The sequence below is a fragment of the Lacrimispora sp. BS-2 genome (assembly GCF_040207125.1).
Taxonomy (GTDB): Bacteria; Bacillota; Clostridia; order Lachnospirales; family Lachnospiraceae; genus Lacrimispora.
In genome coordinates this window covers 2696894-2715807 of sequence record NZ_CP157940.1, presented here as the reverse complement: position 1 = coordinate 2715807, position 18914 = coordinate 2696894, and the positions used below count along the sequence as shown (strand labels likewise).

The window sequence follows — 18914 nt, the reverse complement described above, 5'->3', positions numbered from 1 at the left end:
GAGGAAAGGAAGAGCCATATATGGAAGCCTATTTTGATAATTCGGCCACAACCAGAGTGTTGGAGCCGGTAAAAGATATTGTTGTAAAGATCATGACGGAGGATTATGGAAATCCTTCCGCCAAGCATAAAAAGGGAATGGCAGCGGAACGGTATACTAAGGAAGCTGCGGAAATCATAGCCGGGACATTAAAAGTTGCACCAAAGGAGATTGTTTTTACCTCCGGCGGCTCAGAATCCAACAATATGGCCCTGATCGAGACTGCCATGGCCAATAAAAGGGCGGGAAACCACATCATCAGCACCGGCATTGAACATGCTTCGGTGTATAACTCCCTGGCATTTTTAGAGGAACAGGGCTTTTCCGTGACCTATCTTCCTGTGGATGCCCATGGGCACATCCGCCTGGAAGAGCTGGAGGCGGCTATCCGCCCGGAAACCATTCTGGTCTCCATCATGTATGTGAATAATGAAATCGGCGCAGTAGAACCCATTGAAGCCATTTCAAAGGTCATAAAAAAGAAGAATCCCTCCATCCTGTTTCATGTGGACGCCATTCAGGCTTACGGAAAATTTGTCATCCGGCCAAAGCGCCAGGGGATTGACCTATTATCCGTCAGCGCCCATAAGATACATGGACCAAAGGGAGTAGGATTTTTATACATTGACCAGAGAGTGAAAATAAGACCTCTGATTTATGGAGGAGGCCAGCAGAGAGGCATGCGTTCCGGTACGGAAAATGTTCCGGGAGTCGCAGGCATGGGCGTAGCGGCTAAAATCATGTATACGGATCACGGAGAGAAGATGCAGTCCATGATCGCCCTTAAGGATTACATGATAAGCAGGCTTTCAGAAATCGACGGGGTCACGGTAAACAGCCTTCCCGGTGATTTTTCAGCGCCTCAGATTGTCAGCGCAAGCTTTTTAGGTGTCCGAAGCGAAGTGCTTTTGCATGCTCTGGAAGAAAGGGACATTTATGTGTCCTCCGGGTCTGCCTGCTCTTCCAACCATCCGGCTGTCAGCGGGACGTTAAAAGGAATCGGTGTAAAACCAGAGCTTCTGGATTCCACGCTGCGGTTCAGCTTCGGGGTTTATAACACCAAAGAGGAAATAGATTACTGTATTGATGTGCTTAAGGAGCTTATGCCTGTTTTAAGGCGGTATCAGAGAGGCTAGGAAAAAGCCTGCCGGGTAACCATGGGCAGGAAAGAGGAAAGGATAACAGATGCAATATCAATCATTTTTAATTAAATATGCAGAGATCGGTGTAAAAGGAAAAAACCGTTATCTGTTCGAGGATGCCCTGGTGGCTCAGATCCGCCACTCTTTAAAGAGGGTAGACGGCGATTTTGTGGTTTCCAAGGAATCAGGACGTATCTATGTAACAGCAGAGTCTGACTATGATTTTGATGAGGTCATAGAAGCATTTAAATGCATTTTCGGCATTGCTGCCATCTGTCCCATGGTTCAGGTGGAGGACAATGGATATGAAGATTTAAAGAAACAGGTTCTGTCCTATGTGGATGAATTCTATGAAGATAAGAATTTCACCTTTAAGGTCAATACCCGCAGAGGAAACAAAAAGTATCCGATAAATTCGGAGCAGATCAACCGGGATCTTGGGGAATTGGTACTTCATGCATTTCCTGAGACAAAGGTCGATGTCCATAAGCCGGATGTGATGCTTCATGTGGAAGTCCGGAATAAGATCAATATTTACTCCCATACCATTCCAGGTCCGGGCGGCATGCCGGTAGGAACCAATGGAAAAGCCATGCTTCTTTTGTCCGGCGGTATCGACAGTCCGGTAGCAGGCTACATGATCGCAAAGCGCGGAGTTAAGATCGATGCCGTTTACTTCCATGCGCCGCCATATACCAGTGAGCGGGCCAAGCAAAAAGTCGTTGATTTGGCAAAGCTGGTTTCTAAATATTCCGGGCCGATTCACCTTCATATTGTGAATTTTACGGACATCCAGTTGTATATTTATGATAAATGCCCCCATGAGGAGCTTACCATCATCATGAGGCGTTATATGATGCGGATCGCAGAGCGGCTGGCAGGAGACAGCGGTGCCATGGCCCTTATTACAGGAGAGAGCATCGGACAGGTGGCTTCCCAGACCATGCAGTCACTGGCAGCTACGGATGCAGCCACCACCATGCCGGTATTCCGCCCAGTCATCGGCTTTGATAAACAGGAAATCGTGGATGTATCGGAAAAGATTGGTACTTATGAGACTTCTGTGCTTCCTTTTGAGGATTGCTGCACCATTTTTGTGGCAAAGCATCCGGTGACAAAGCCAAATTTAAAGATGATTGAACGGTCAGAGGAAAACTTAGAAGAAAAGATTGAAGAACTGGTTGAAACGGCCATAAGCACGGTAGAAAAGGTCTGGTGTTAAAAGAAAAATAAAATCGGGGTCCGGCTCTCTTCTGGAAAAGGCCGGACCCCGTTTTAAAACGTAATTCCTGATTTATTAATCTACAATATATGGGGATAAAACGTTTAAGATTTCATCGGCATTATTTTCTGAGTGGATATTTAAATCGATGGGTTTGGAAAGATCCAGGCTGAAGATGCCCATAATAGATTTTGCGTCAATTACGTATCTGCCGGAAACAAGATCAAAGTCAGTGTCAAATTTTGTCAAATCATTTACAAAAGATTTTACTTTATCGATGGAATTTAAAGATATACGAACTGTTTTCATGTGAAAAACCTCCTTAGGTAAGCTTTTTTATTTAAATTAAAGTGAGGAACCCCCCTTTTTCTCTTCAATACTACTGATATATTGTATAAAAGTCAATGGTAATTTTACATGAAAATACTGAAAATGAACTGATTATTTAGATAGGAGAAAACAAGATGAAAAAGGCAGCCCTGCATAATCTTGGATGCAAGGTTAATTCCTATGAAACAGAGGCCATGCAGCAGCTTCTTGAAAGCGCCGGATATGAGATCGTTCCCTTTGCGGAAGGGGCCGATGTTTATATCATTAATACGTGCTCCGTAACAAATATCGCGGACCGCAAGTCCAGACAGATGCTTCACAGGGCAAAGAAGATGAACCCGGAAGCAGTGGTCGTGGCGGCTGGATGCTACGTCCAGGCAGCAGGAGAAGAACTTAAAAAGGATGAAGCGGTGGACCTGGTCGTAGGCAACAACAAAAAGACCGAGCTGGTCTCTATTCTGGATGACTACTTTGCCCAAAGGAAGAAGACGGAAGAAGAAGCATCCGTTAAGCATACTTATGCGCCCGATAAAGGGGTGGAAAATATTATTGACATCAATGATACCAGGGAATATGAGAATCTGTCCATTGACAGGATTTCGGACCATACCAGGGCATTTATCAAGGTCCAGGATGGCTGCAACCAGTTTTGCAGCTATTGCATCATACCTTATACCAGAGGACGGGTGAGAAGCCGGAAGCCTGCTGAGGTGGTAGAAGAGGTCAAACGCTTGACCACGTCCGGATATCAGGAGATCGTGCTTACAGGAATCCATTTAAGCTCTTATGGAAAGGATTTTCCCGAGGAAGAGCGTCTTACCCTTCTGGATCTGATCCGGAGCATACACGAAGTGGAAGGCTTAAAACGGATCCGCCTTGGTTCTCTGGAACCAAGGATCGTGACCGAAGAGTTTGCGTCGGCGCTTGCAGAACTTGATAAAATATGTCCCCACTTCCATTTATCCCTTCAAAGCGGATGCGATGATACCTTAAAGAGGATGAACCGCCATTATACCACAGAGGATTATTTGAACCGCTGCCAGATTTTGCGGAAGGCATTTAAAAATCCTGCCATTACCACTGATGTGATCGTAGGGTTTCCGGGAGAAACAGAAGAGGAATTCCGGATGACAAGGGAATATTTAAAAAATGTCCGGTTCTATGAGATGCATGTTTTTAAATATTCCAAAAGAAACGGTACAAGGGCGGCGGTGATGCCGGATCAGATACCGGAATCCACAAAGGCGGAACGCAGCAATGAGCTTCTTTGCCTGGAAAGAGAAATGTCTCTTGAGTACCGGAAGTCATGTCTGGGTTCCAGGACAGAGGTGCTCATGGAAGAGGAATACTGGTTAAATGACGTCCATTATATGATCGGTCACACCAGAGAATATGTGAAGGCCGTGGTTCCCTTTGAAGAGGGCCTAAAGGGCGTGGTAATAGAGGGAACTCTGACAGAAATGATGACTGATGAAGTGGCATTTTTAAAGCATTAAGAGACAAATTTTATTTTTGGCTTGCCGAATCCAATATTTTGGTTTAGAATATAGTAGAACAGTTAAAGGACGTGAGAAACATGGGCGATATTCATAATACGCAATTTTTCAAGGCAGTGCAGGAAAATAAACTAAATGTAAGCCAGGTACTGGAACAGGTTTATATTGCCCTTACTGAGAAGGGTTATAATCCTATCAACCAGATCGTAGGCTATATTATGTCAGGAGATCCTACTTATATTACCAGCCATAAGAACGCCAGAAGTCTTATCATGAAAGTGGAGCGGGATGAGATTCTGGAAGAGCTAATGAGGGTATATATTAATACAATGTTGAAATAAGGCTGTGGATAATCATAAGTCTAGCTGTCAGATGAAGTGAACGAAGGCGGAGTCTGACAGTTTGTTTTTATACGGTTGGCTTTGGACCAGCTTTCTTTTGTTGCATAAAGATTGGAAGAGGAGCCGCCTTGGAGGAAAAATATGAGGATTATGGGGCTTGATTACGGTTCTAAAACTGTAGGAGTTGCAGTTTCCGACTTACTTGGTATAACCGCCCAGGGAGTGGAGACAATTACGAGAGAAGACGAGAATAAACTGAGAAAAACCTGTGCCCGGATTGAGGAACTGATCCGGGAATATGAGATTGAAACCATTGTCCTCGGTTATCCTAAAAATATGAATAATTCGGCCGGTGACCGGGCCGAGAAAACGGAGCAGTTTAAAGAGATGCTCATGAGACGTACCGGACTTACCGTCATCCTCTGGGATGAGAGACTTACAACCGTGGCGTCGGAGAGAATATTACAGGAAAGCGGTGTAAGACGGGAACACCGCAAGGCAGTCATTGATCAGGTGGCGGCAGGACTGATCCTGCAGGGCTATCTGGACAGCTTAAGGCAGGAGACAGGAAATGAACAGTGAAGAAAAGAAAATTACCCTGACAACGGATTCAGGGGAAACCGTAGAATTTTACGTTCTGGAAGAAACCAGAATTAATGGGATGAATTATCTGCTGGTAACTGATGCGGCAGATGAAGATGACGAAGGCGAATGTTACATCTTGAAGGATTTGTCAAAGCAGGAAGACAGCCAGGCTTTGTATGAGTTTGTAGAGGATGATAACGAGATAGATTATTTATTTAAGATATTTTCCGAACTGCTTGACGGAGCAGATGTGGATATTGAAATTTAATGGTGAGTAATTGAGGGACTGTTACATGAAACAGGAAATATTTAAAAATATGCTCCGAGAGAAAGGACTCAAGGTGACCAACCAGCGCATGCTGGTACTGGAGCTCATGGCAGAGCGCCCCGGGCAGCATCTGACTGCGGAAGAGATCTACGATCTGGCCAGGCAGAAGTGCCCGGAGATTGGGCTTGCCACGATTTACAGGACCGTGCAGGTACTGGTGGATTTATCAGTAATTGACAAGGTCAGTTTTGACGATGGATTCGCCCGCTACGAATTAGGGGGCTTGGATCGTGAGTCCAGACATCACCATCACCACGCGATTTGCAACCGATGCGGAAACGTATTTTCCTTTCAAGGCGATTTACTGGATACGCTGGAGCAGGCCCTTCTTGACAGGACAGGTTTTCTTGTTACCGATCATGAAGTGAAGCTGCACGGGTATTGCAGGGAATGCCGGGAGGCAATGGAAGAAGAACAGGACGGAAAATCATAAGATGGAGGTAAAATATTGAAAAAACAAGACAGCAACGCGAAAGTTAAAATCATTCCTTTAGGCGGAATGGAGCAGATCGGTATGAATATCACTGCGTTTGAATGTGAAGACAGCATCATCATTGTGGACTGCGGACTGGCATTCCCCACGGATGATATGCTTGGAATCGATCTGGTGATACCGGATGTCTCTTACCTGAAACAGAACATCGATAAGGTAAAAGGATTCTTAATCACCCATGGTCATGAGGACCATATAGGCGCCCTTCCTTATATCTTAAGGGATATTAATGTACCGGTATACGGAACAAAGCTTACCATTGCCCTGATCGAGAACAAACTGAAAGAACACAATTTACTGAAAAACACCAAGAGAAAGGTGATCAAGCACGGACAGTCCGTAAACTTAGGCTGTTTCCGTATCGAATTTATTAAAACAAACCACAGTATCGCCGATGCCTCCGCCCTTGCCATTTTTTCACCGGCCGGCGTGATTTTGCATACAGGCGATTTTAAGATTGATTATACTCCCGTATTCGGGGAACCGGCTGATTTAGAGCGTTTTGCCGAGCTGGGCAAAAAGGGCGTTCTGGCCATGATGTGTGACAGCACCAATGCCATTAGGCCAGGATTCACTCCTTCGGAAAAGACCGTTGGAAAAACCTTTGATAACATTTTTGCAGACCATAAGAATAACCGCATCATTGTAGCCACCTTTGCTTCAAACGTGGACCGGGTACAGCAGGTCATCAATTCCGCAGCCAAGTATGACCGTAAGGTAGTGGTAGAGGGCCGCAGCATGGTCAATGTGATCGGCACGGCCAGTGAGCTTGGCTATATAAATATTCCCGATGGAACCCTGATTGAAATCGATCAGTTAAAAAATTATCCCGATGAGCAGACCGTTCTCATCACCACCGGAAGCCAGGGAGAATCCATGGCAGCCCTTTCCAGAATGGCAAGCAGCACTCATAAGAAGATTTCCATTAAGCCAACTGATGTGATTATTTTAAGCTCTCATCCGATTCCGGGCAATGAAAAGGCTGTTTCCAAGGTCATTAACGAGCTTTCCATGAAGGGTGCAGAGGTGATCAGCGATGATACCCATGTGTCCGGACATGCATGCCAGGAGGAAATCAAGCTGATGTATGCCCTGGTCCGCCCTAAATATGCTATTCCGGTCCACGGCGAATACCGTCATATCATGGCCCAGAAAAATCTGGTTCAGGCCATGGGAACTCCTAAGGAGAACGTGATCATCATGTCCTCCGGTGATGTGGTTGAGCTGGGACAGGAATCCTGGAAGATCGTGGACCACGTCCAGGCAGGAGGAATCCTGGTAGACGGCCTTGGTGTCGGAGATGTGGGAAATATTGTTTTAAGAGACAGACAGAACCTGGCCCAGAACGGAATTATCGTGGTGGTTCTGACCCTGGAGAAATATTCCAACCAGCTTTTGGCTGGGCCGGATATTGTGTCCAGAGGATTTGTTTATGTGCGTGAGTCTGAGGATTTAATGGAAGAAGCCAGGAATGTTGTCAATGAAGCAGTTTCTGACTGTCTGGACCGCCATGTCAATGACTGGGGGAAAATTAAGAACGTTATACGTGACAGCTTAAGCGACTTTTTATGGAAGCGGATGAAACGGAATCCTATGATTCTGCCGATCATTATGGAAGTATAGTACAGGGGAAGAAACCATACCTTTAAGTCCTGGGAAGCGGGCTATAACGAGGAAACACCCTGCGGGTATACCTTTATGCCCTGGGAAGCGGGCTATAACGAGGAAAGGGAGCAGGATATGAGCCGTGCAACGAAAGAGATTAATAAAATAACAGGAGCAGTCATTGCGATTTCAAGCAGGCTTATTATCTTTGCCCTGGTGATCCTTCTGCTTTATGAGGGAGTTACCAGAGGATATGAGTTTGGCCATGATATTTTCTACGCCTCCGCGGTGGATTCAGAGCCGGGACGGGATAAGGAAATAACGATCAGCAAAGGAACTTCTGTGGTCCAGACGGCGAAGCTTTTAAAGGACAGTGGTTTGATATCCAATGAATATTCCTTTATCATACAGGCGGAATTTTTTGATTATAAGGTAAATCCGGGAGGATATACCTTTAACACTTCCATGACCTCCAAGGAAATCCTTCAGATGATGAATGAGAATACAGGGGAAAAGGAAGAGAAGAAATGATTGTAAACGACAGGATAACGGATTATATCAAATCTCTGGAAACAGACAGAAGCCCGCTCCTTTCAAAAATCGGAAAAAAGGCAAGGCAGGAAGGCGTCCCGGTTATCAGGGAAGAGACCGCTGCCTTCCTTCAAACTATGATAGCCGCCATGAGGCCAAAGGCTATTTTAGAGGTGGGAACTGCGGTCGGTTATTCCACTCTTTTAATGGCAGAGGCCATGCCTCATGACTGCCATATCACTACCATAGAAAAATATGAAAAAAGGATTCCGGAGGCCAAAGAAAATTTTAAAGAGGCCGGAGAAATTGAACGGATCACCCTCCTTGAGGGAGATGCGCAGGAAATATTAAAGGGGCTTACCGGCCCCTTTGACCTTGTTTTCATGGATGCGGCCAAGGGGCAGTATCTTTTGTGGCTGCCAGGGATTTTAGAGCTTATGGCCCCCGGGGGGATGCTGATTTCCGACAATGTCCTTCAGGATGGGGATATCATAGAATCCCGCTATGCAGTGGAGCGCAGAAACCGGACCATTCACGGGCGGATGCGGGAATACTTATATGAGCTAAAGCATTCTGAGCGGCTTACAACGACCATTGTACCCATTGGTGATGGTATAACCGTCAGCATTCTAATATAGCTTATGGGAATCTGCAAAGCAGGTTTCCATAAGAGGGCTGCTTTTTAGCCGTTCATCCGATTATGAAAACATTTTTTGTTTTCATAATATAGACACAAGAAAGGATTTTTATGAGAAAGACCGAACTTTTAATTCCGGCAGGCAGCCTGGATGTACTTAAAACTGCGGTAGTTTACGGAGCAGATGCTGTCTATATCGGAGGAGAAGCCTTTGGCCTCCGTGCCAAGGCAAAGAATTTTTCAATGGAAGAGATCCGGGAAGGAATTGCCTTTGCTCACGAAAAAGGGGTAAAGGTCTATATCACGGCCAACATTCTGGCCCACAATGATGACCTGACCGGCGTAGAGGAATATTTTGAAGAATTAAAGGAAACAGGCCTTGATGCCCTGATCATTTCCGATCCGGGAGTATTTGCCATCGCAAAGCGTATCATGCCGGATTTGGAAATCCATATCAGCACCCAGGCAAACAACACCAATTACGGGACCTATCTGTTCTGGCACCAGCTTGGAGCCAAGCGGGTGGTTTCCGCCAGGGAGCTTTCTCTGGCAGAGATCAAGGAAATACGCAGCCGGATTCCGGAGGATATGGAGATCGAAAGCTTTATCCACGGAGCCATGTGCATTTCCTATTCCGGGCGCTGCCTTTTAAGCAACTTCATGTCAGGAAGAGACGCCAATCAGGGGGCCTGCACCCATCCGTGCCGTTGGAAGTATTCCATTGTTGAGGAAAAACGTCCCGGAGAATACATGCCGGTCTATGAAAATGAGCGGGGAACCTACATCTTCAATTCCAAGGATTTATGCATGATCGAATATATCCCGGAGATGATGGAGGCGGGGATCGACAGCTTTAAGATAGAGGGCCGCATGAAAACAGCTCTTTACGTGGCTACTGTGGCAAGGACCTATAGGAAAGCCATTGATGATTATAACAAGGACCCTGAAATCTACCGGGCCAATATGGAGTGGTACCGCTCTGAAATCGGAAAATGTACTTACCGGGAATTTACCACCGGCTTTTATTTTGGAAAGCCTGATTCCACCACACAGATCTATAACAATAATACTTATGTGAAAAACTATACGTATCTGGGTACCATTGAGGCGGTGGATGAAAGAGGCTTTGCCCGTACCTCGCAAAAGAATAAGTTTACCGTAGGAGAGACCATTGAGGTGATGAAGCCCGACGGCAGGAACCTGGAAGTCGTTGTAAAAGCTATATATGATGAGGAGGGCATCTCCCAGGAAAGTGCTCCTCATCCCCAGCAGACCCTCTATGTGGATCTGGATGTGGAAATGGAGCCGTATGATATTCTTCGCAGAAGTGAAATGGAATAAGACTGCCGGGAAATTATGAGGAATGCCCGCTGATCATTATTATTAGAATTTATGTTATCTGTTTAAGCAGGTCTGTATCGCACAGATAATAGATTTTAATAGTTTTTGATCAGCGGGCATTTTTATATCTGATAAATCCTAAGATTCCGAAAGTATCATTTCAGCGACTGTTGTAGAAATGCCTATATTGTGGTATGCTATAAAAGAATTATGCCCAGAATTTACCTGGCTTTAAAACGTGTAGAATGGAGGCTGGCATATGGCGTTAATTTTTTGGCTGATAGCCGTTTCCTGCATTATTTATTATGTTGTGATCATTCTTTATTCAGGTCTGACCACATCTCTTTCATTTATATGGCTTGTATTTGCTGCCATATGCATATTGCTGCCGATGGGATGGGAAACCTATGTAAAGCATAAGGATAAGGTTCCCTTATGGATTCCAGTGTCGGTGATTACCATGTGCTGTACCGGAATTCTGGTGTTCCTGGTGGTGGAGATCCTGGTATTTACAGGAGTTGCTGTCCGGGATACTTCTAATCTGGACTATGTCATTGTGCTGGGTGCAAGGGTAAAGGAAACAGGAGTCAGCAAATCCTTAAAAAAACGGCTGGATAAAGCCATGGAGTACTTAGATGACAATCCGTCCACAATTCTGGTGTTGTCCGGCGGCCAGGGTGATGATGAACCTGTCAGCGAAGCCGCGGCCATGCGGGATTACCTGGTCTTTAACGGAGTAAAAGAGGAACAGCTGATATTAGAGACCCGCTCCACCAGTACCGTTGAGAATATTGCATACAGCCGCGTAGCCATTGAAGAAGATCAGGCAGAAAGAAAAGCCCGCCGTCAGGAGGATCAGCCGATTTTCATGGAGCCGGGAACCTTTGAGGAGGTGCCGGATAAGCCCATTAAGATTGGCGTCCTCACCAGTGATTTTCATGTATTTCGGGCGCTGCAGATTGGGAAGAAATGGGGAATACCGGATATCTATGGCATATCCTGTGAATCCGACCCCATTCTTTTCGTACACTTTTGCGTTAGAGAGTGCGCCGCGATATTAAAAGACAAATTAGTGGGCAATATGTAATTACACGAATGCAATGAGCAGTGCGAAATAGGACAGGAGAAGATTTTCGTTGTGCCTGCACATAAGAAAATCTTATCATGGCCTGTTTCATAGGGCGAATGCCCGTGAGCCAGCGAATCTTTCAGATTCGCTGGCTGCACTGCGGACTCACGTATAATATAAACATGCAGGAGGAAAAAACACAGAATGAATCAGTTTAAAAACCTTGCAGCCTATGAGGTTGTAGAAGAAAAGGCAATTAAGGAAATCAAAGCATCCGGATACGTGCTCCGCCATAAAAAAAGCGGAGCCAGGCTATTCCTCTTATCCTGCGATGATGAGAACAAAGTATTTTCCATCGGATTCCGTACCCCGCCGTCAGACAGCACCGGAGTTGCTCATATCCTGGAACACAGCGTTCTCTGCGGATCAGACAAATTTCCGGTAAAGGATCCGTTTGTAGAACTGGTAAAGGGGTCTCTAAACACGTTCTTAAATGCAATGACCTACCCCGATAAAACGGTATACCCAGTAGCCAGCTGCAATGAAAAGGATTTCCAGAATTTGATGAACGTGTACCTGGATGCCGTGCTTCATCCCAATATTTACAGAGAATCGAAGATTTTCATGCAGGAGGGCTGGCATTATGAGCTGGAAAGCCCGGAATCTGATCTGATTTACAATGGTGTGGTATATAATGAGATGAAGGGAGCATTTTCTTCCCCGGAAGAAGTGCTGGACCGCTACACCAGGAAAACTCTTTTCCCGGATAACTGCTATGGCCAGGAATCAGGCGGAGATCCAGCCTTTATTCCGGACCTGACCTATGAAGATTTTCTGGCCTTTCATAAAAGATATTATCATCCTTCCAACAGCTACATTTACCTCTATGGTGATATGGATATGGAAGAAAAGCTTGCATGGCTTGATAAAGAATACTTAAGCCAATACGATGAAATAACCATTGATTCCAGAATCCCAAGACAGAAGCCCTTTTCAGAGCCTGTGGAAGGAGAGACTTTCTATTCCATTACCGAAGGAGAATCCGAAGAAAATGCAACCTATCTTTCCATCAGCACAGCAGTGGGAACCGATTTAGATCCCAGGCTTTATATTGCATTCCAGATTCTGGAATACACCCTTCTTGATGCGCCGGGCGCACCCTTAAAGCAGGCTCTCATTGATGCAGGGATCGGCCAGGACATTTTAGGCGGGTATGACAGCGGCATTCTTCAGCCCTATTTTACCATCATTGCCAAAAATGCAAACAAAGAGCAGAGAGGGGAATTCCTCGCCGTTGTAAAAGGTACTTTAAGAAAGCTTGCAGACGAAGGAATCAACAGGAAGAGCCTGAAAGCAGGAATGAACTATTACGAATTCCGTTACCGGGAAGCAGATTACGGTTCAGCGCCAAAGGGCCTGATGTATGGGCTTCAATGCATGGACAGCTGGCTCTATGACGGGGATCCCATGATGCACTTAGAATATCAGGAGACCTTTGATTATTTAAAAAAGGTAGTGGATGACGGATATTTTGAGCAGCTCATCAGGGAATACCTTCTGGATAATCCTTTTGAGGCCGTTTTGACTGTAAGCCCCAAAAAGAATTTAACGGCAATGGAAGATGAGAAGGAAGCGAAGAAGCTGGCTGCATACAAAGCCTCCCTTTCAGAAGAGGAGATTCGTCAACTTGCAGAACAGACCCGTGCTTTAAAGGAATACCAGGAAACACCATCTCCCCAGGAGACTCTGGAAAAGATTCCCATGCTTTCAAGAGAAGATATCAGCAGGGAGGCAGAGGAGATCATATGGGAAGAGAAAACGGCCCATGGTGTCAAAGTGATCCATCATGAGATGTTTACCTCCGGAATCGGGTATTTAAAGGTTCTGTTTGATACTTCCGCAGTTCCTGTGGAGGATCTGCCTTATGTGGGATTTTTAAAATCCCTGCTTGGCTATGTGAATACGGAAAATTTCACCTATGGAGATCTGACCAGTGAGATCCATTTAAACAGCGGCGGCGTCAGCTTTAGTGTGACCTCTTATCCTGACTTAAGGAATAAGGGAGAGTTTAAAGGCTTTTTTATGGCAAGTGCCAGAGTGCTTTATGAGAAACTGGATTTTGGTTTCTCCATTCTTGGCGAGATTCTGACCCGCTCTATTTTGGATGATGAAAAGCGTGTAGGCGAGATCATCAGTGAAACCAGGTCAAGGGCCAGAATGAAACTGGAAGGCTCCTGTCATTCGGCAGCAGTGGCCAGAGCCACTTCTTATTACTCCGCCACTTCTTCTTTTAACGATTTGACCGGCGGGATCGGATATTATGAATTTTTGGAGAATTTGGAAAAGGAATATCCTTCCCATAAGAAGGAGTTCATTGCCCGCTTAAAAGCGGTTATGGAAAAGCTTTTCACCACCCAGAACATGCTGGTCAGTTATACGGCAGATGAAGAAGGATATAAGCTGCTTCCCGAGGCACTTAAAAAGCTTACGGATTTGCTGCCGGAAGGAGAAGGAAAGCGATATCCCTTTACCTTTTTGGCAGGAAAAAGGAACGAAGGCTTCTGCACCGCTTCCCAGGTCAATTATGTGGCCAGATGCGGATCCTTTGCAGGAAGCGGCAAGGAATATACCGGAGCTCTTAAAATACTAAAGGTCATTTTAAGCTATGATTACCTGTGGATCAATTTAAGGGTCAAGGGAGGAGCCTATGGCTGTATGAGCGGCTTTGGGCGCTCAGGAGAAGGGTATTTTACTTCCTACCGGGATCCAAACGTAAGAGAAACAAACCAGATTTATGACGGAATCGTGGATTATTTGGAGAGCTTCCAGGCCACGGACCGGGATATGACAAAGTACGTCATTGGCACCATCAGCGACATGGATGTGCCATATCCGCCGTCTACCAGAGGAAACCGGGGTCTTTCCGCCTATTTATCCGGCGTCACCCAGGAAATGATGGAAAAAGAGCGGGAAGAGGTATTAAACGCTACCCAGGAAGACATCCGCAGCCTGGCTTCTCTTGTAAAGGCCGTATTGGATACTGGAAGTCTCTGCGTTATTGGAAATGAAGAAAAAATCATGGCGGAGAAGGATCTGTTTGGAGAAACAAAGAACCTGTTCCACTCATGACATTAAGCCTTGCAGGCATACCTTTATGTCCAAAGAACATGGACACGAAAGAGGAAAGGAAAACCTATATGGAAAACAACTATAAATCAGGCTTTGTAACCCTGATCGGACGTCCCAACGTTGGGAAGTCCACCCTGATGAACCAGCTCATAGGCCAGAAGATCGCCATTACTTCTGATAAGCCCCAGACTACCAGAAACCGAATCCAGACCGTATATACGGATGAGAGAGGACAGATCATTTTTCTCGATACTCCCGGAATCCATAAAGCCAAAAACAAGCTGGGTGAATATATGGTAAGCGTTGCGGAGCGCACCTTAAAGGAAGTGGATGTGGTGCTCTGGCTGGTGGAACCGACTACCTACATCGGGGCCGGGGAGCAGCATATTGCAGAGCAGTTAAGCCAGGTTAAAACTCCTGTGATCCTTGTTATCAATAAAATTGATACACTGAAAAACCAGGAGGAAATCCTGACCTTTATAAATGCTTACAAGGATGTGTGCCATTTTGCTGAGATCGTGCCGGTTTCCGCCTTAAAGGCCAAAAATACGGATCTGATGCTGGAGCTTATCTATAAATATCTTCCAAAGGGACCTCAGTATTACGATGAGGATACGGTTACAGACCAGCCCATGCGCCAGATTTCAGCGGAGCTTATCAGGGAAAAGGCCCTTCGTCTTTTAAACGATGAGATTCCCCACGGGATCGCGGTGACCATTGAGAAGATGAAGGAGCGGGATAACGGCATCATGGATATAGAAGCCGAAATTATCTGCGAGCGGGAATCCCACAAAGGAATCATCATTGGAAAGGGCGGTTCCATGCTTAAAAAGATCGGAAGCGCTGCCCGCAGGGAAATAGAAGGCCTGATGGATACAAAGGTAAATTTACAGCTTTGGGTCAAGGTCCGGAAAGAGTGGCGTGACAGCGATCTGTATATGAAGAATTATGGATATAATGAAAAAGATATTTAAAAGTGGTGGTAGAAATTGAGGGAAGTTGAAACCATGATGGGGATGGTAATAAGAGTGTCCCCGGTTGGAGAAATGGATAAGCGCCTTGTGATACTCACCAGGGAAAGAGGAAAGATCACCGCATTTGCCAGAGGGGCCAGGCGGCCGGGTAATCCGCTTATGGCGGTAAGCCGCCCCTTTGCCTTCGGGCAGTTTTCCCTGTACGAGGGCAGGGATTCCTACACCCTTAGGTCAGCGGAGATCACCAATTATTTTGAAGCATTGGCCCTGGATATGGAAGGAACCTGTTATGGCTCTTATTTTCTGGAACTGGCTGATTACTATGCCCGGGAGAATATGGACGGAACAGGGCTTCTAAAGCTTCTTTACCAGTCCATCCGGGCGCTGTTAAAACCGGCTCTGAAAAATGAGCTGGTACAAAGAGTTTTTGAACTGAAAGCAATGGTACTAAACGGAGAATACACAGAAGCCCCACCCTGCCCAGTGAGTGATTCGGCAGGCTATGCGTGGGAATATGTAATTGCCTCACCCGCAGAACACTTATACACATTTACCCTGACAGACCCGGTGCTGGAGGAATTTGGCCGCTGCGTGGAAATCAATAAAAAACGTTACGTGGACAGGGAATTTCATTCGTTAGAGATTTTACACACCATGACCGGGGGGAAAGTATTGAAATGACGGGGGGGATTTGGTATAATGTTCAAGAATGCTATGAGCAGTGCGAATCAGGGCACGAGAAAATTTTCGTTGTGCTTGCACATAAGAAAATTTTCTCGTGCCCTGATTCATAGGGTGAATGCCCGTGAGCCATGGAATCCTCGGGATTCCATGGCTGCACTGCGGTCTCGCGGGTGCACTGCGTTCTCACAGTCAGCCCAACGTTCTCGCGGCCAGCACTGCGTTTCACAAGCAGCACTACATCGGATTCAAAGCAGGAGGAAAAGAATGAAAAAGAAGAAAGCCGTTCTGGCTGTTTTTCTGTTTGCCGGAATGCTGACAGGCTGCTTAGGCAGAAGCGGCGGCGGCACCTTGAATTCGGAGAGCAGCAGAATTTATGTAACGGAAGAAGGAACCCTTCAGACCGCGACGGTGGAAACCTATGCGGAACAGGATTACTATCGTGCAGATGAATTAAAAGCATATCTGGAAGAAGCCGTTTCCAGATATAATGAGTCCCATGGTCAGGGAGCAGTAACCCTGGATACCTGTACTCTGGAAAAGGGGAATGCCAGAATGGTTTTCCGCTATGGGTCAGGAAGCGATCTGGTCGGCTTTTCCTCTGAGTATGAGGATAAAGAAAACCAGGTGGATTCCATTTCTGTGACCCCTTTGTCCGATGTATTAGGGCAGAGTGAGTCAGAAGGAGTGACTTTTGTAAAGGCCTCTGATGGGAAACAGGCAGAAAAAAAAGCGTTATCCAGCAAAGGGGAGTGCTTCGCCGTTGTTGTGGAGTCTAAACAGCCGGTGACAATACAAACCCAGGGAAAGCTTTTATTTGTTTCCAATAATGTAGTTATAAAGGATCACTATACCGTTCAGACAGCGCAAGGGAAAAATTACATCATTTTTAAATAAGAGAGGTTAAGATCATGGAAAAGACAATGGAAAAGATTGTGGGACTTGCAAAATCAAGAGGATTTGTATATCCTGGCTCCGAAATTTACGGCGGCCTTGCAAATACCTGGGATTACGGCAACTTAGGCGTGGAACTGAAGAACAATGTAAAAAAAGCATGGTGGCAGAAATTCATTCAGGAAAGCCCTTATAATGTGGGCGTGGACTGTGCCATTTTGATGAATTCCCAGACCTGGGTCGCCTCCGGACACTTAGGCGGCTTTTCCGACCCGCTGATGGACTGCAAGGCATGCAAGGAGCGTTTCCGTGCAGATAAACTGATTGAAGATTACATGTCTGAAAACAATATCACCATCGAAGGCTCTGTAGATGCCTGGTCCCAGGAAGAGATGAAGAGCTATATTGATGAGAAGAACATTTGCTGCCCAAGCTGCGGAAAGCATGATTTTACGGATATCCGTCAATTCAACCTGATGTTCAAAACCTTCCAGGGAGTAACAGAAGATGCCAAAAATACCGTATACTTAAGACCAGAGACAGCTCAGGGTATTTTCGTAAACTTCAAAAACGTACAAAGAACCTCCCGTAAGAAAATACCATTCGGAATCGGACAGGTCGGAAAATCCTTCCGTAACGAGATCACTCCGGGAAACTTCACCTTCCGTACCAGGGAATTTGAGCAGATGGAGCTGGAATTTTTCTGTGAGCCGGATACGGATCTGGAATGGTTCGCATACTGGAAAGAGTTCTGCATCAACTGGCTGAAGACCCTGGGAATCAAAGAAGACGAGATGCGTGTCAGGGATCATGAGAAAGAAGAGCTTTCTTTCTACAGTAAGGCAACCTCTGACATTGAATTCCTGTTCCCATTTGGATGGGGTGAGTTATGGGGAATTGCAGACAGAACAGATTATGACTTAACCCAGCACCAGAATACCTCCGGTCAGGATTTGACATATTTTGATGATGAAAAGAAGGAGCGGTACGTTCCCTACGTGGTAGAGCCGTCTCTGGGAGCTGACCGTGTGACCCTTGCATTCCTTTGCGCTGCATACGATGAAGAGGAGATCGCAGAAGGAGATGTGCGTACGGTGCTTCACTTCCATCCTGCCATTGCTCCTGTTAAGATCGGTGTGCTGCCTCTTTCCAAAAAGCTGAATGAAGGCGCGGAAAAGGTATATGAAGAGCTTTGCAAATACTATAACTGCGAATTCGATGACAGAGGCAATATCGGAAAGCGCTATAGAAGACAGGATGAGATCGGCACCCCGTTCTGCGTTACCTATGATTTTGATTCCGAAGAGGACTTTGCAGTAACTGTCCGTGACCGTGATACCATGGACCAGGTGAGAGTTCCCATTGCAGAGCTGAAAAGTTATTTTGAAGATAAGTTCCGTTTCTAAATAGGATCGTTTCCCTTTGACGGGAAGCAGCCCGTGGGATTTGTAAAAAAGGTACAGGAAGAGGCAACCCCTTCTTCCTGCACCTTTTTTTATTTCACTGTTATTCCCCTTTTTTTAAATCATTCATTCTCCAATGTACCGTTCCAGAGGGCTGTACGACGGGAGAATAAATGGTAAAAAGCTTTAAGGCATCTTCGCCGGTATTCTTGAGATTGTACCAGGTATTCGCCGGGATGATAATAGCGCATTTGTCATTTACAGGCTCCTGGAAAGTAAGATTATAAGGACTGTCTCCCATAAGTAGCAGCCCTTCTCCTGATTCTATGCGTATAAACTGATCTAACTCCGGATTGTTTCCCAGACCTGTCTCCCCGTTCACAGGAATGCTCATGAGGGCAAGCTGCATATGGTCCCCGGTCCAGCGGGTCGTGAGAAAGGTGGGGTTCCGGAGAGTATCATGGACAATGTTGAGCACCAGCGGCGCCGGTCCGTAGTCATTTATATCCCAGGTAAGATAAGCATTGTCCGATACGCAGTTAGAATGACTGACATAACAGCTATATGACATCATTAGACTCACTCTTTTCGTGCATTGTAGTGTATTATATGGCTTTGTCTTTTCTGAGTGACTAGATATTAGGAGAAATCAGGGATTTCCCCATAAACAGGAA

The 18914-nt window shown here is 45.8% G+C and carries 19 protein-coding genes; 17 read left to right on the top strand and 2 right to left on the bottom strand.

The genetic code is table 11. The features are described 5' to 3' along the window. Nucleotides 1-20: 20 nt before the first annotated feature. Together ABFV83_RS12825 and thiI are read left to right on the top strand one after the other, a co-directional pair. The gene (locus ABFV83_RS12825) at nucleotides 21-1175 is read left to right on the top strand and encodes a cysteine desulfurase family protein (RefSeq protein ID WP_349944331.1); all 1155 of its coding nucleotides are present in this window, start codon (nucleotides 21-23) and stop codon (nucleotides 1173-1175) included. A 49-nt stretch (nucleotides 1176-1224) separates the two neighbouring features. Beyond that, nucleotides 1225-2403: a tRNA uracil 4-sulfurtransferase ThiI gene (thiI, locus tag ABFV83_RS12820; protein WP_349944329.1), complete on the top strand. Its 1179-nt coding sequence runs from the start codon at nucleotides 1225-1227 to the stop codon at nucleotides 2401-2403. A 75-nt stretch (nucleotides 2404-2478) separates the two neighbouring features. On the opposite strand, the gene ABFV83_RS12815 is transcribed toward thiI, so the two are convergent. Then, on the bottom strand, nucleotides 2479-2712 hold the full coding sequence (locus ABFV83_RS12815; protein ID WP_013271604.1) for a PTS sugar transporter: 234 nt from the start codon (nucleotides 2710-2712) through the stop codon (nucleotides 2479-2481). A gap of 155 nt (nucleotides 2713-2867) precedes the next feature. Here ABFV83_RS12815 and mtaB point away from each other — a divergent pair, with 155 nt between their 5' ends. The 15 genes from mtaB (at nucleotide 2868) to ABFV83_RS12740 (ending at nucleotide 18243) form a co-directional block, all read left to right on the top strand. After that, nucleotides 2868-4229 (top strand): tRNA (N(6)-L-threonylcarbamoyladenosine(37)-C(2))-methylthiotransferase MtaB, encoded by a 1362-nt coding sequence (gene mtaB / locus ABFV83_RS12810; protein WP_349944328.1) that lies wholly within the window; start codon nucleotides 2868-2870, stop codon nucleotides 4227-4229. An 80-nt stretch (nucleotides 4230-4309) separates the two neighbouring features. After that, the gene (locus tag ABFV83_RS12805; protein WP_054740595.1) at nucleotides 4310-4570 is read left to right on the top strand and encodes an IreB family regulatory phosphoprotein; all 261 of its coding nucleotides are present in this window, start codon (nucleotides 4310-4312) and stop codon (nucleotides 4568-4570) included. A gap of 141 nt (nucleotides 4571-4711) precedes the next feature. Further along, on the top strand, nucleotides 4712-5152 hold the full coding sequence (gene ruvX, locus ABFV83_RS12800) for a Holliday junction resolvase RuvX (protein ID WP_349944326.1): 441 nt from the start codon (nucleotides 4712-4714) through the stop codon (nucleotides 5150-5152). Further along, nucleotides 5142-5423 carry a DUF1292 domain-containing protein gene (locus ABFV83_RS12795; protein WP_349944324.1) on the top strand — a complete coding sequence of 94 codons (282 nt, stop codon included), beginning with the start codon at nucleotides 5142-5144 and terminating at the stop codon, nucleotides 5421-5423. The genes ruvX and ABFV83_RS12795 overlap by 11 nt, the downstream gene beginning before the upstream one ends. Nucleotides 5424-5448: 25 nt before the next feature. Further along, nucleotides 5449-5916: a Fur family transcriptional regulator gene (locus tag ABFV83_RS12790; protein ID WP_054740585.1), complete on the top strand. Its 468-nt coding sequence runs from the start codon at nucleotides 5449-5451 to the stop codon at nucleotides 5914-5916. A gap of 15 nt (nucleotides 5917-5931) precedes the next feature. Then, a complete protein-coding gene (locus tag ABFV83_RS12785) occupies nucleotides 5932-7599 on the top strand; it encodes a ribonuclease J (RefSeq protein ID WP_349944322.1) in 1668 nt (555 codons plus the stop codon). Nucleotides 7600-7674: 75 nt separating this feature from the next. Beyond that, nucleotides 7675-8112 (top strand): aminodeoxychorismate lyase, encoded by a 438-nt coding sequence (locus ABFV83_RS12780; protein ID WP_349944320.1) that lies wholly within the window; start codon nucleotides 7675-7677, stop codon nucleotides 8110-8112. Further along, nucleotides 8109-8750, top strand: coding sequence for an O-methyltransferase (locus tag ABFV83_RS12775; protein WP_349944319.1), 642 nt, complete (start codon nucleotides 8109-8111; stop codon nucleotides 8748-8750). Before ABFV83_RS12780 ends, ABFV83_RS12775 begins: the two co-directional genes overlap by 4 nt. Nucleotides 8751-8860: 110 nt before the next feature. Beyond that, on the top strand, nucleotides 8861-10090 hold the full coding sequence (locus tag ABFV83_RS12770) for a U32 family peptidase (protein ID WP_349944317.1): 1230 nt from the start codon (nucleotides 8861-8863) through the stop codon (nucleotides 10088-10090). 259 nt (nucleotides 10091-10349) lie between these two features. Next, complete coding sequence (locus tag ABFV83_RS12765) at nucleotides 10350-11177, top strand: YdcF family protein (protein ID WP_349944315.1); 828 nt, start codon at nucleotides 10350-10352, stop codon at nucleotides 11175-11177. 186 nt (nucleotides 11178-11363) lie between these two features. Continuing rightward, the gene (locus ABFV83_RS12760; RefSeq protein WP_349944313.1) at nucleotides 11364-14288 is read left to right on the top strand and encodes an insulinase family protein; all 2925 of its coding nucleotides are present in this window, start codon (nucleotides 11364-11366) and stop codon (nucleotides 14286-14288) included. A 68-nt stretch (nucleotides 14289-14356) separates the two neighbouring features. After that, entirely contained in the window at nucleotides 14357-15262 is a 906-nt protein-coding gene (era, locus tag ABFV83_RS12755) for a GTPase Era (protein WP_349944312.1), read from the top strand. Between the two features lie 15 nt (nucleotides 15263-15277). Beyond that, nucleotides 15278-15943 carry a DNA repair protein RecO gene (recO, locus tag ABFV83_RS12750; RefSeq protein WP_349944310.1) on the top strand — a complete coding sequence of 222 codons (666 nt, stop codon included), beginning with the start codon at nucleotides 15278-15280 and terminating at the stop codon, nucleotides 15941-15943. Nucleotides 15944-16210: 267 nt separating this feature from the next. Continuing rightward, the gene (locus tag ABFV83_RS12745) at nucleotides 16211-16840 is read left to right on the top strand and encodes a hypothetical protein (protein ID WP_349944309.1); all 630 of its coding nucleotides are present in this window, start codon (nucleotides 16211-16213) and stop codon (nucleotides 16838-16840) included. Nucleotides 16841-16854: 14 nt separating this feature from the next. Continuing rightward, the gene (locus tag ABFV83_RS12740; RefSeq protein WP_349944308.1) at nucleotides 16855-18243 is read left to right on the top strand and encodes a glycine--tRNA ligase; all 1389 of its coding nucleotides are present in this window, start codon (nucleotides 16855-16857) and stop codon (nucleotides 18241-18243) included. 100 nt (nucleotides 18244-18343) lie between these two features. Here ABFV83_RS12740 and ABFV83_RS12735 read toward each other — a convergent pair whose 3' ends face one another. Continuing rightward, nucleotides 18344-18814 carry a cupin domain-containing protein gene (locus ABFV83_RS12735; protein ID WP_349944306.1) on the bottom strand — a complete coding sequence of 157 codons (471 nt, stop codon included), beginning with the start codon at nucleotides 18812-18814 and terminating at the stop codon, nucleotides 18344-18346. Nucleotides 18815-18914: the final 100 nt, after the last annotated feature.